The sequence below is a fragment of the Streptomyces venezuelae genome, assembly GCF_008642315.1.
In the GTDB taxonomy this organism is placed as follows: Bacteria; Actinomycetota; Actinomycetes; order Streptomycetales; family Streptomycetaceae; genus Streptomyces; species Streptomyces venezuelae_D.
On record NZ_CP029192.1, the window covers coordinates 7,289,786 to 7,302,282 of the forward strand.

At 73.8% G+C, this 12,497-nt stretch carries 11 protein-coding genes; 4 read left to right on the forward strand and 7 right to left on the reverse strand.

The window, feature by feature from the left end:
- Together DEJ48_RS32205 and DEJ48_RS32210 are read right to left on the reverse strand one after the other, a co-directional pair.
- On the reverse strand, positions 1-1,488 hold the full coding sequence (locus tag DEJ48_RS32205) for an MFS transporter (protein WP_150219681.1): 1,488 nt from the start codon (positions 1,486-1,488) through the stop codon (positions 1-3).
- 8 nt (positions 1,489-1,496) lie between these two features.
- Positions 1,497-2,093 (reverse strand): TetR/AcrR family transcriptional regulator, encoded by a 597-nt coding sequence (locus tag DEJ48_RS32210; RefSeq protein ID WP_150219682.1) that lies wholly within the window; start codon positions 2,091-2,093, stop codon positions 1,497-1,499.
- Positions 2,094-2,220: 127 nt separating this feature from the next.
- Between DEJ48_RS32210 and DEJ48_RS32215 the strand changes: the two genes are divergently transcribed.
- Positions 2,221-4,440 carry an NADP-dependent isocitrate dehydrogenase gene (locus tag DEJ48_RS32215; protein WP_150219683.1) on the forward strand — a complete coding sequence of 740 codons (2,220 nt, stop codon included), beginning with the start codon at positions 2,221-2,223 and terminating at the stop codon, positions 4,438-4,440.
- Positions 4,441-4,534: 94 nt separating this feature from the next.
- Here the strand turns inward: DEJ48_RS32215 and DEJ48_RS32220 are convergent, their stop codons facing one another.
- Genes DEJ48_RS32220 through DEJ48_RS32230 form a run of 3 tightly spaced genes read right to left on the reverse strand, consistent with a single transcriptional unit; the run spans position 4,535 to position 7,811 of the window.
- Positions 4,535-5,320, reverse strand: a complete 786-nt coding sequence (locus tag DEJ48_RS32220) for an ABC transporter permease (protein WP_150219684.1) — start codon at positions 5,318-5,320, stop codon at positions 4,535-4,537.
- Entirely contained in the window at positions 5,317-6,840 is a 1,524-nt protein-coding gene (locus DEJ48_RS32225) for an ABC transporter permease subunit (RefSeq protein WP_150219685.1), read from the reverse strand. The genes DEJ48_RS32220 and DEJ48_RS32225 overlap by 4 nt, the downstream gene beginning before the upstream one ends.
- Positions 6,837-7,811 (reverse strand): ABC transporter ATP-binding protein, encoded by a 975-nt coding sequence (locus tag DEJ48_RS32230; RefSeq protein WP_150219686.1) that lies wholly within the window; start codon positions 7,809-7,811, stop codon positions 6,837-6,839. The genes DEJ48_RS32225 and DEJ48_RS32230 overlap by 4 nt, the downstream gene beginning before the upstream one ends.
- 146 nt (positions 7,812-7,957) lie before the next feature.
- On the opposite strand from DEJ48_RS32230, the gene DEJ48_RS32235 reads away from it, so the two are divergent.
- Both DEJ48_RS32235 and DEJ48_RS32240 read left to right on the forward strand, forming a co-directional pair.
- Entirely contained in the window at positions 7,958-9,250 is a 1,293-nt protein-coding gene (locus DEJ48_RS32235) for a sensor histidine kinase (RefSeq protein ID WP_223832272.1), read from the forward strand.
- Positions 9,247-9,942: a response regulator gene (locus DEJ48_RS32240; protein WP_150219688.1), complete on the forward strand. Its 696-nt coding sequence runs from the start codon at positions 9,247-9,249 to the stop codon at positions 9,940-9,942. The genes DEJ48_RS32235 and DEJ48_RS32240 overlap by 4 nt, the downstream gene beginning before the upstream one ends.
- A 191-nt stretch (positions 9,943-10,133) precedes the next feature.
- Here the strand turns inward: DEJ48_RS32240 and DEJ48_RS32245 are convergent, their stop codons facing one another.
- On the reverse strand, positions 10,134-10,937 hold the full coding sequence (locus tag DEJ48_RS32245) for a LysR family substrate-binding domain-containing protein (protein WP_150219689.1): 804 nt from the start codon (positions 10,935-10,937) through the stop codon (positions 10,134-10,136).
- Between the two features lie 57 nt (positions 10,938-10,994).
- Between DEJ48_RS32245 and DEJ48_RS32250 the strand changes: the two genes are divergently transcribed.
- Positions 10,995-11,411 (forward strand): DUF5997 family protein, encoded by a 417-nt coding sequence (locus DEJ48_RS32250; protein WP_150219690.1) that lies wholly within the window; start codon positions 10,995-10,997, stop codon positions 11,409-11,411.
- A gap of 128 nt (positions 11,412-11,539) precedes the next feature.
- Here DEJ48_RS32250 and DEJ48_RS32255 read toward each other — a convergent pair whose 3' ends face one another.
- Complete coding sequence (locus DEJ48_RS32255; RefSeq protein WP_150219691.1) at positions 11,540-12,478, reverse strand: RNA polymerase sigma-70 factor; 939 nt, start codon at positions 12,476-12,478, stop codon at positions 11,540-11,542.
- Between the last annotated feature and the right edge of the window lie 19 nt (positions 12,479-12,497).

The following is a 12,497-nucleotide window of genomic DNA, read 5'->3' on the forward strand; positions in this document are numbered from 1 at the left end:
CTACGCCGCCCCCGGCGTCACGCGCTCGGGCCGTGTCGCGTTCCGTCGCGGCAGTCTCGTCGCCGCCACAGCGCCCAGCGCGGCCACCGCCGTCAGCGTCATGAGCGTGGGGGGCATCGCGGAGAGGAACGCGCTGTCCGGCCACAGAGAGCCGCGTCCCCCCGTACGCGGCGCGAGGGCGGTCATCAGGGTCGTCGCCGCGGCGATCCCCACCGTGGGACCCACGTTCATCGCCGTCTGCTGGAGGCCCCCGGCCACCCCCGCGTCGGCCACCGGGGCATGGCGTACGACGACGGCCGTCGCGGCGACCATCACCGTGCCGAACCCCGCCCCGACCAGCAGGAACCCCGCACCGGTCGCCACCGGCCCGGACGCCGCGTCCAGGCGTGACAGGGCCAGGATCCCGGCCGCGAGCGCCGTCATCGCCGCCGTGATCGTCCGGCGGGGTCCCTGCCCGCGCAGCACCACCGCCGCGAGCGGCGCGCTCACCACCATCATCACGGCGAGCGGCAGCGCCCTCAGCGCACAGTCCAGCGGGTCGAGGCCGAGGACGTCCTGAATGAAGTACGTGCTGACGAAGAGTGCCCCGAACATGGCGGCGGACGCCGCGACCAGGATGCCCAGCGCGGCGCCGACCCCGGCCGAGCGGAGCAGGCGCGGCGGCACCAGCGGGCTCGCGGCACGCCTCTCGTGACGTACGAACGCGCCTCCCGCGAGGGCCGCCACCGCGATGCCCGCCACGGCCGCCGTCGTCCACCCCCGCTCCGGCACGGTGACCAGGGTGTGCACCAAGCACGCCAGCGTCACCGCGAGCAGCCCCGCGCCGGCCAGGTCGAGCCCGGGCGCGGGAGCCTCCCGGCGTGCCGCCGGTACCCGCACCACCAGCGCCAGTACGCCGATCACCACCGCGGGCACCACGCTCAGGAAGAACACCGAGCGCCAGCCGAACTGCGTGGCGAGCGCCCCGCCGACCAGTGGTCCGGTGGCCGCCGCGAGGCCGATCGCGCTCATTCGGAGGGCGATCGGCATTCCGAGCCGGTCGGGAGGGAACGCGGCCCGCAGCATCCCGAGCGTCGCGGGCTGCAGCAGCGCCCCGAAGACCCCCTGGGCCACGCGCAGCGCGATCACCCAGCCGACGCCGGGCGCGAGCCCGACCCCCGCCGACGCGGCCGCGAAGCCGAGCGTGCCGACGGCGAAGAGCCGCCCGTGCCCGTACCGGTCGCCGAGCCGCCCCGCGAAGACGAGCAGGCTCGCCACGGCGATCAGATAGCCGGTACTCGTCCACTGCACCTGCGCGAAGGAAGCGTCGAGGTCGCGTTGCAGAGCGGGCTGGACGACGGTCAGGGCGGTGCCGTCGAGGGCGACGACCATGGCGCCGAGGACGCTGCAGGCGAGGGTGAGACGGCGCTGCACGCGGGTGCTCCGGCCCTCCGCGGCCGATCTCTTCGTGGCCGACCCCTCCGTGGTCCAGGCCTCCGATGCCCCCATACCCGCGGTCACGAAGCACCCGGCCCGAGGTGTGCGTCCAGCGCGGCCGCGATCAGTGGTTCCACGTCGTCCTCGCCCGTCGCCAGACGCAGGCTCCCCCACCCCCACAGCTGCGCGATGCCGTGCAGGTTCGCCCACAGCGCGCCCGCGACGACCCGCGCCCCGGCGGCGGACGCGGGGCGGGCCTCGGCGACCAGGCCGGCCAGGATGTCGAAGAGGGGCAGGCTGGTCTCGCGCAGGCCGAGCTGATTGCTCTCCAGCAGGTCGTGGCGGAACATCAGCTCGAACATGCCGCGGTGGGTCGCGGCGAAGTCGAGGTAGGCGCGGCCCAGGGCGCGCAGCCGTACGCGGGCGTCGTCGTCGGAACCGTCGCCCACCGCCTTCGCCACCTCGACGGCCAGCTCCCCGAAGCCCCGCCGCGCGATGGCGGAGAGCAGCGACACATGCGTGGGGAAGTACCGCCGGGGCGCACCGTGCGAGACGCCGGCCCCGCGCGCGATCTCCCGCAGGGTCAGCGCCTGCACCCCCCGCTCCGCCACGAGCTCGACGCCCACGTCCACGAGCCGGGCGCGCAGCCCGGCCTCCTGATCATCCCGTTCGGTCATAGACACTGTCTACTACATCGCGTAGACACTGTCTACGAAGAACGGACCGGAAGGCACTGTCCGTAAGGGGGTGGGTAGGAGATATCTTGATGTCGAGCAATGTTGCAGACGCGGAGCGGAGCACCCGGTGACTGACTCGACCATCATCTACACCCACACTGACGAGGCCCCGGCCCTGGCGACCCATTCGTTCTTGCCGGTGGTCCAGGCCTACGCCTCGACGGCCGGTGTCGGCGTGGAGACCCGCGACATCTCGCTCGCGGGGCGCATCATCGCGAGCTTCCCCGAGCGTCTGGAGGAGAGCCAGCGCATCTCCGACGCCCTCGCCGAGCTCGGCGAGCTGGCCAAGACGCCCGGGGCGAACATCATCAAGCTGCCCAACATCTCGGCCTCGATCCCGCAGCTCAAGGCCGCGATCGCCGAGCTGCAGGGCCAGGGCTACGCGCTCCCCGACTACCCGGACGACCCGAAGACCGACGAGGAGCGCGACACCCGCGCCCGCTACGACAAGGTCAAGGGCAGCGCCGTCAACCCGGTCCTGCGCGAGGGCAACTCCGACCGCCGCGCCCCCGCGTCGGTCAAGAACTACGCCAAGGCGCACCCGCACCGCATGGGCGCCTGGACGGCCGACTCGAAGACGAACGTCGCCACCATGGGCGCCAACGACTTCCGCTCGACCGAGAAGTCCGCGGTGATCACCGAGGCCGGTTCGCTGCGCATCGAGCTCACCGGTGACGACGGCTCCACCACGGTCCTGCGCGAGTCCGTACCGGTCCTCGAGGGCGAGGTCGTCGACGCCTCCGTCATGCGCGTCGCCGCGCTGCGCGAGTTCCTCGGGGAGCAGGTCGCCCGCGCCAAGGCCGAGGGCATCCTCTTCTCCGTGCACCTCAAGGCCACGATGATGAAGGTCTCCGACCCGATCGTCTTCGGCCACGTGGTCCGCGCCTTCTTCCCGAAGACCTTCGCGGCGCACGGCGAGACCCTCGCCGCCGCAGGCCTGACCCCGAACGACGGCCTCGGCGGCATCTTCAAGGGCCTGGAGTCGCTGCCCGAGGGCGCGGAGATCAAGGCGTCCTTCGAGGCCGAGCTCGCCGAGGGCCCGGAGCTCGCCATGGTCGACTCCGACAAGGGCATCTCCAACCTGCACGTCCCGAGCGACGTCATCGTCGACGCCTCCATGCCGGCCATGATCCGCACCTCCGGACACATGTGGGGCCCGGACGGCGAGGAGCACGACACCCTCGCGGTCCTGCCGGACAGCAGCTACGCCGGCATCTACCAGGTCGTCCTCGACGACTGCCGCGCCAACGGCGCCTACGACCCGTCGACGATGGGCTCCGTCCCGAACGTCGGCCTCATGGCGCAGAAGGCCGAGGAGTACGGCAGCCACGACAAGACCTTCGAGATCCCCACCACGGGCAACGTGCGGGTCCTCGACGGCGCGGGCAACGTCGTCCTCGAGCAGACCGTCGCCGCCGGTGACATCTTCCGCATGTGCCAGACCAAGGACCTGCCGATCCAGGACTGGGTGAAGCTCGCCGTCACCCGTGCCCGGGCCACCGGCAACCCGGCCGTCTTCTGGCTGGACGACACCCGCGCCCACGACGCCGTGCTCATCGGCAAGGTCGAGCGGTACCTCGCCGACCACGACACCGAGGGCCTGGACATCCGGATCATGGCGCCGGTCGAGGCGACCGCGTTCTCCCTGGAGCGCATCCGCCGCGGCGAGGACACCATCTCCGTCACCGGCAACGTCCTGCGCGACTACCTGACCGACCTCTTCCCGATCCTGGAGCTGGGCACCAGCGCCAAGATGCTGTCGGTCGTCCCGCTGATGAACGGCGGCGGCCTCTTCGAGACGGGCGCCGGCGGCTCCGCCCCGAAGCACGTCCAGCAGCTGGTCAAGGAGAACTACCTGCGCTGGGACAGCCTGGGCGAGTTCCTCGCCCTCGCGGTCAGCTTCGAGCACCTCGCCACGAAGACGGGCAACGCGCGCGCCCAGGTGCTCGCCGACACCCTCGACCGCGCCACCGGCTCGTTCCTCAACGAGAACAAGTCGCCGTCGCGCCGCCTCGGCGGCATCGACAACCGCGGCAGCCACTTCTACCTCGCCCTGTACTGGGCGCAGGAGCTGGCCAAGCAGACCGACGACGCGCAGCTCGCCGAGGCCTTCGCGGCCCTGGCCAAGACGCTGGGCGAGCAGGAGCAGACCATCGTCGACGAGCTGATCGCTGTGCAGGGCTCGCCGGCCGACATCGGCGGCTACTACCAGCCGGACGCGGAGAAGGCCGCCAAGGTCATGCGCCCGTCCGCGACGCTCAACCAGGCGCTGTCGATCCTGGGCTGACGTCGTCCGTCCCGGGCTGACGTCGCCGTAGTACGGCATCGCGAGGGGCCTCCCGCCACGACGGCGGGAGGCCCCTCCCCGTATCCCGATCGTCCTACACGTCCCGCGCCCGCAGGACCAGCGCCCCCACCAGCAGCGCCGCCGCCGCGTAGCCGCCGAGCACCCCGATGCCCGCCCACGGCCCGATCGGCAGCCGCTCCACACCGACCGTCGCCCGCACCGCGAGCCCGGCCGTCGACGGCGTCAGCTCCTCGGCGCGCTCCCGCCAGTCGGCGTCGGCCAGCAACCCGGAGAGCACCGGCAAGCCGTAGAACAGGGTCAGGGCCGTCGTCGCCGCGGCCGCCGTGTCGCGCAACGCGGTCGCCGTGCCGAGGCCGACCAGGGCGGCCAGCGCCAGATAGAGGACCGAACCGAGGGCCGCCCGCAGCGTCGGCCCCTCCGTCAGGCCCGGCACGGCGAACCCGTCCGCGGCCAGCACCTCCCGCCCCACGAGGAGCGACGCTCCGACCCCGACCGCGCCCGCGGCCACCGTCAGCGCGCCGACCACCGCGGCCTTGGCGGCGAGCACCCGCACCCGCCTCGGCTCCGCCGCCAGCGTCGTACGGATGGTCCCCGTCCCGTACTCACCGCTCATCGCGAGGACCGCGAGGACGACGACCGCCCCCTGCCCCACCCACACACCGGTGAGGCTGAGCTCGACGGTGTCCTCGTGGCACTCGGCGGGCACCGGACAGTCCGCGGCGGAGAGCGAGGCCGTGGTGAGGAGCCCCGCCGCGACCATCAGCACCACCGTGGCGAGCAGCAGCCACCACGTGCTGGGCAGCGTACGGAGCTTGGTCCACTCGGCGTGCAGGGCGCCGACGCCCCGGCCACCCCTCACGCGTCCCGCCTCCGCAGCCGCCACACCGCGGCGCCCAGCACCACGACGGCGTACGCGGCGAGCGTGGCGAGGCCGGTCCAGGGCCCCTGCGGATAGCAGCCCTCTTCCGGCAGGCAGACGGTCGCCACCTGCTCGTACCGCGGCAGCGTGTTCTGGACCGCGAACCCCGCGACGGGCGTGAGACGTTGCACCGCGTGGGCCAGGTCGAGCGGCAACGTACTGAGCAGGATCAACGGCAGCACGAACACCACCACGACGACCGTGATCGCGGCGGCCGTGCCGCGCAGCAGCGCACCGAGCCCCAGGGCGAGCACGGGGACCAGGGCGAGCACGGCGGCGGTGCCGATGACGGCACGCAGCATCGGGCCGTCGCCGAGGGAGATGTCGCCGAAGAGCGGCGGTGTGTCGTCACCGCGCAGCCGGGGCGCGCAGAGCAGATACGCGACGAACGCCGCGACGAGCCCCGCGGCGAACGACACCGCGCCGATCACCACGGCCTTGGCGGCGAGAACCCGGCCGCGGCGCGGGCTGAGCGCGAAGGTCGTACGGATCATGCCCCTGCGGTACTCGGCGGTGACGAAGAGCACGCCGAGCGCGGCGAGCAGGACCAGGCCCAGCTGCGCGCCGTCCAGGACCATCACGGCCAGGTCGTTGGGCGGCGGGGCGGGACCGATGTCGCCGGAGCCGCTGAGCGTGAACGCGGCCCCCGCGCGCCGGAGTTCGCCCGAGGCGCGGGCCGGGTCACCGCCGACGTCCGTGTGCCGCCAGGCCGCCGGCGCCGCGCGCCCGTCGAGTGCCACGTCCTCGAAGCGCGCGGCCGACACCGACGGACGCTGGTCGATGGACGCGCTGCCGAACTCCCGCTCGCGCGACTGGACGTCGGGGGACGCCACGAAGAAGCCGACCGCCACGGCGTCGGGGGCGGGGGTGGTGCTGTCGGCCCCGTCCAGGTCGACTGTGCCGACCTTCTTCCAGTGACGACGGTCGCGGCCGTCGCGGCCGTCGGGGGACTCGTACCCGGTGACGGTCGAGCCCTTACGGGTCAGGCGGAGCCAGCGCGCGTCGCCGGGCGAGGCGGCCGAGCCCGCCACGTCCCGCACGAACCCGCTCTGCAGCCGCACTCCGTGGCGGGCGGTGAGCATGAGGGCGGCGTAGTCGGCTCCCGGCCGGGTGCTCTCCTTCACCATGACCCCGGCCTTGGCCCACTCCGGCGTGGCGCCGGACCCCGTGGCCGCCGGCACGGACACACGCGCCGTGATGCTGCCGTCCCCGGTCAGAGTGCGGTGGGCGAAGGAGAACCCGTCCCGCACGGGCTGCCCTTCGCCGCCGGTGGGACCCGGCGGCCCGCCGCCGTGGGCGGTCTCGGCCGTCGAACTGAGCGCCGAGAACAGCGACACCAGGACGGTCACCAGGACCGCGCCGAGGAGTGTGATGCCCCAGCGGCGCACCGTGCGCCACTTGGTCCACTCCGCGTGCAGCAGGGAAACGAACCCGTCACGACGTGCAGTGAGGAGGCTCATCGGGCACCTCCCTCGCGGGGAGGCGCGGGCTCGGGAGAGGGGCGGGAGAACTGTGGCTCCGAGTCCGCCGCGAACTGCACCGCGTCCCTGGTGAGTTCCATGTACGCCTCCTCCAGCGTCGCCCGGTGCGCGGCGACCCCCGAGAACGGCACGCCCGCCTCGCCGAGCAGCGCGACGACGCGCTCCGCGTCGAGCCGCGACACGGTGAGGAGGTCCCGGCCGGTGGCCGCGACGCTCGCACCCGCCGTCGAGAGGACCGTCATCGCCCGCGTGCGGTCGCCGGTGCGCACCTCCACGCGGTCGCCCGACGCGGCGGCGAGCAGCTCCCGTACGCTCGTGTCGGCGATCACCCGCCCCCGGCCGATGACCACCAAGTGGTCGGCGGTGTCCTCCAGTTCGCTCATGAGGTGGCTGGAGACGAGTACGGCCCGCCCCTCGGCGGCCAGCGCCCGCAGGAACGTACGGATCCACCGGATGCCCTCCGGATCGAGGCCGTTGACGGGCTCGTCGAAGAGCAGCACCGGCGGGTCGCCGAGCAGCGCGGCCGCGATGCCGAGGCGCTGCCGCATGCCCAGCGAGTAGCCGCCCGCCCGCCGCCGCGCCGCCCCGCCGAGCCCCACGAGCTCCAGCACCTCGTCCACGCGCCGCACCGGGATGCGGTGCGAGTGCGCCATCCACAGCAGATGGTCCCGCCCCCGCCTGCTCGGATGCACGGCACCCGCGTCGAGCAGCGCGCCGACCTCGAGGAGCGGGGCGCGCAACGCGCCGTAGGGACGCCCCCCGATGAGCGCGGCGCCCTCGTCCGCGGCGTCGAGCCCCAGCAGAATGCGCAACGTCGTCGACTTCCCCGCCCCGTTGGGCCCCACGAACCCGGTCACCTGTCCCGGCTCCACCCGAAAGGTGAGTCCGTCGACCGCCGTGACCGTCCCGAACCGCTTGCGCAACTCCCGTACGTCGATGGACGCTTCCATGCGCCGTGCTCCTTCCCCCGATGCCATGCCGTCCGTACGACGTGAGGCTAGGGATGCCGGGAGCGCACGTCGTCACGCGACGGGGGGTCGTCGTATCCCACGCGCGGGGGACTCCGGCGTGGCCCCCGGCGGTGACAATGGTCCCCGTGAAGCCGTCAACCACCGTGTGGAAGCAGCCCCGTTGGTGGCTCGGGCTCGATGGACGCTCCGGGGCTCCCGAGGGTCCGGTCGCCGCCGCCGCGCTGCTCGCGGTCGGGGCCGTCGGCGAGGCCCTGCTGCGGGCGGACGGCCGCGTACCCGTGCCGCTGGCACTGTTCCTCGCCCTCGCGGCCACCGCCCCCGTCGCGGGCCTCGCCGCGCCCCGACGTCCGCATGCCCGCGGCCGGACCGTGGGCGCGGCGGCGACGGCCGCCGTCGCCGCCGGTCTGCTCTCCCTCACCCCGTTCCACGTCCTGACGGCGGCCGGCCTCGCCGCGGTCCTCCTGGCTCTCCACCGCGCCGGACTGCACGCAGCGAGACCCCTCGCCGTGCTCCTGCCGCTGCCCTTCGTCGGGTACGCGCTCTCCGCGCCGGCGGGCTCCGACACCGGCTCCCGCCTCATCGCCGCGCTGATCGCCGCGGGCGCCGCCGCCGCGGCCGGTACCGGGCTCGCCCGCCGGGCCAGGGACGCGGCACTCGCCCACGACGCCACCGAACGGGCCGCCGCCGACACGCTGCTCGCGCACGCGGCGCGCGGCGAACGCGCCAGGATCGCACGGGAGTTGCACGACGTCGTCGCCCACCACATCTCGATGATCGCCGTCCAGGCCGAGACCGCCCGCCTCACCACCCCGGGCCTGCCCGCCGCCGGGGCCGACCGCTTCCTGGCCATCGGCGACACCGCGCGCACGGCCCTCACGGAGATGCGCCGCCTGCTCGGCGTGCTGCGCGAGGACGCGGGCCCGGCCGCCACCGCGACGGAGCGCCGCCCACAGCCGGGCATCGAGCAGCTCGGGGAGCTGGTGGACGAGGCGAGGGACGCGTCGGGCGGCGCGCTGCGCCTGATCGTCGAGGGTCCGATCCGTCCCCTGGACGCGGGCGTCGAACTCACCGCGTACCGCATCGTCCAGGAGGCCCTCACCAACGCACGCCGGCACGCGCCGGGCGCCGCCATCGACGTAGAACTCCGTTATGCCGCCGAGGCGTTGCGGCTGCGCGTACGAGACAACGGGCCGAGCCCGCACGCGTCGACGCATAACGGCACCGGCCACGGCCTGCTCGGCATGCGGGAACGCGCGACGATGGCGGGCGGCACGCTACGGGCGGGCCCGGCGAGCGGGGGAGGCTTCCTGATCGAGGCGTCGTTTCCGCTGACGTCTGCGGCGGCGCCCAACGACCCCCAGGGTGCGGGGGAGCCCCGGGCGGGGGAGCCCCGTGGCGCACGAAGGCAACCCGCATGACCGACGCAGGCCCGGAGGCCCCCTTGCCCCTGCGCATCGTCATCGCGGACGACCACGAGGTCGTACGCGCCGGCTACGCGGGCCTGCTCGCCACGCAACCCGACTTCGTGGTCGTCGGAACGGCCGCGGACGGAGCGGCGGCGGTCCGCCTCTGCCGGGAGCTGCGGCCCGACCTGGTCCTGATGGACGTCCGCATGCCGGTGATGGACGGCATCGAGGCGACCGGCCGGCTGGCGGGGACGGACACCCGCGTCCTCATCCTCACCACCTTCGACCTCGACGAGCACGTGTACGACGCGCTGGGCGCCGGAGCGGCGGGGTTCCTGCTCAAGGACGTCACCGCGGAGCACCTCTTCGACGCGGTCCGCGTGGTCGCCGCGGGCGAGGGCCTGCTCGCACCGACGGTCACCCGCCGCCTGATCGCCGAGTTCGCCCGCATCCGCCCCACGCGTACGGGCAGGCCCGCACCCCGCCTGGACTCCCTGACGCCGCGCGAGACCGAAGTGCTCGGACTCGTCGCGGAGGGCCTCTCCAACCCGGAGATCGCCGCCCGCCTGCACGTCGGCGAGCAGACGGTGAAAACCCACGTGAGCCGAGTCCTGGCCAAGCTGTCCCTGAGGGACCGGACCCAGGCGGTGGTAGCGGCGTACGAGTCGGGGCTTGTGGTGCCGGGGGTGGGGAGGGGTGAGTGAGAGTGCGGGGTGGGCTGGGCGGGCGGGGCGGTGGGGCCGGGTTCGGAGCGGGCGTTGGGCGGACGGGCCGGTGGCCGGACCAGGGGCGGTTGGTCGGCGGTGGCCCGGGTCGAGGGCGGCTGGTCGGCCGGTGGCGCGGGCTAGGGGTGAGTGGGACCGGGTCCGGGGCGGATTTCTCGTGGTGGTTCCGGTCAGGGGCGGCGGCGGGGCTTGCCGCGCTTCGGGGTGCCGGAGGAGCGGGACCCCTGGCCCTGTCCGCCCTTGCCCTTCGGCTTTCCTGACGCGCCCGCGCCCGGCTTCCGCTTCGCCTTGGCATCCCGGGCCGCCTTCGCCCTGGCCACGTCCTTGTCCGTGCCCGCGCCCTTGCCCTTCGGCGGGTTCTGGGCGCGGCCCCGGGAGCTGTTGACCGTCCGGCCGCGGACGATCCCGATGAAGTCCTCGACGAGATCCGTCGTCTCGGCCTCCGGCCAGGACAGGGCGACGCGCGACTCCGGGGCACCCGTCACCGGACGGTAGGTGAGGTCCTTGCGGTGGTACAGGCGGGCCAACGACTGAGGTACGACCAGCAGACCCACCCCCGCCGCCACCAGCTCCACCGCGTCCTCGGTCGTCGCGGGACGCTCGTACGCGGGCAGGCCCGGCCGCCGCTCCCACTCCAGCGTCTCGTCCAGCGGGTGGAACACGACCTCGTCGGCGAGATCGTCGACGGACACCTCCTCGACGGCGGCGACGACGTGGTCCTTCGGGGTCACGACGACCGTCGTCTCGGTGTAGAGCGGGATCGCGCTGAGGTCCGTACGGTCAATGGGCAGCCGTACGAAACCGGCGTCGGCGCCACCCGCCCTCAGCACGTCGGGCGCCTCTGCGGCCGCCACGGTGAGGAGGGTCAGCGGGACGTCGGGCAGCCGCTCGTTCCAGATACGCACCCATTTGGCGGGCGTCACCCCCGGGACGTAGGCGAGCCGGAACGAAGGGGATACTTCCGAGCCTGTCACCTCGCCAGGCTACCCGCCGTGGTCGGGACCAGCGCACATGCTCGATACCCTGGACCCATGACGTCGCACCAGACCACCCAGACCATGAAGCCCGCGACCGCGGCGAAGAAGCTGGGTGTGTACCTCCAGGCCACGCCCGCCGAGTTCCAGGAGGGTGTCGTCTCGCGCAGCGAGCTCAACGCGCTGCAGGCCGACCCGCCCGAGTGGCTCCAGGAGCTGCGGCGCAACGGCCCGCACCCGCGCCCCGTCGTCGCGGCCAAGCTCGGCGTCTCCATCGCGGGCCTCGCGCGCGGCGGAGTGACCGAGCCGCTCACCACGGAGCAGATCGACGCGCTGAAGGAGGAGCAGCCCGGCTGGCTGCACCAGGAGCGCGCCACGCAGGCCGAGGTGCGCAAGGACGCGGTGCGGATCAAGGAAAGGCACGCGGAGCAGGCGGAGAAGCGGGCGGCACGCGGCGACGACGCGCGCGACTGAGCGGTTCCGGACGCGTTCGCTTAGGCGATGCGCCGCTTCTGCGCGACGCGCCGCTGCTGCGCGACCGTCGTCCGCTCGATCAGGGTGGGCAGCCCGGCACGGTCCGGGCCGTTCCCGTCGCACTCCGCCTACTCCGCCTGCTCCGCCCGCGGCAGCCGGTGCGCGTGCCGCGTCGCGCGGTCGATGGCCCAGATGTCCGCCATCGGTCCCAGGTGGCGCAGCTTGTCGGGGTTGACGACGAGGCGGATCATCTCGATCCGCCCGTCGACCACGTCGAGGGACAGCGTGTGGACGACCTGCCCGTCCCGGTCGCGGAAGACGGCGCCGGGCCGGCTGTTGATCTCGCACGTCTCGTGCGTCACGCCGATCCCCGCCATCCGCGGGAACGCCATCGCCAGCACCTTGGACACCTGGTCGGGACCGGCGAGCGGCCTGGACAGCTGCGGGGCGTTGCCGCCGCCGTCGCCGATCATCGACACCTCGGCGGAGAGCAGTTCCCGCAGCCCGGCCAGGTTGCCCTCGCTGAGCGCGGCGAAGAAGCGGGTCGCCAGCTCCTCCCGCTCCTCCCGCGCCGCGGCGAACCGCGGCTGCCCCGCCCGCATGTGCCGCCGCGCCCGCACGAGCAGTTGCCGGCAGGCCGCCTGGGACCGCTCCACCGCCTCGGCGACCTCCTCGAACTCGAAGCCGAACACGTCCCGCAGCACGAACACGGCCCGCTCCAGCGGACTGAGCCGCTCCAGCAGGACGAGCGCGGCCATCGACACCGACTCGGCGAGCTCCGCCGCCCGCGCCGGATCCTGGTACGGATCGTTCAGGAGCGGCTCGGGGAACCAGGGACCCACGTACTGCTCCCGCCGCACCCGCGCCGACCGCAGCACGTCGATGGCGATCCGGGTGACCGCGGCGGACAGGTACGCCTTGGTCGACGCGGGCCGGGTCGTGGAGCCGTCGAAGCGCAGCCAGGTCTCCTGCACGGCGTCCTCGGCCTCGCCCACGCTGCCCAGGATCCGGTAGGCGATCGAGAACAGCAGCGGCCGCAGCTCCTCGAACTCCTCGACCTTGCTCATACGGCTCCCCCTGTCGACG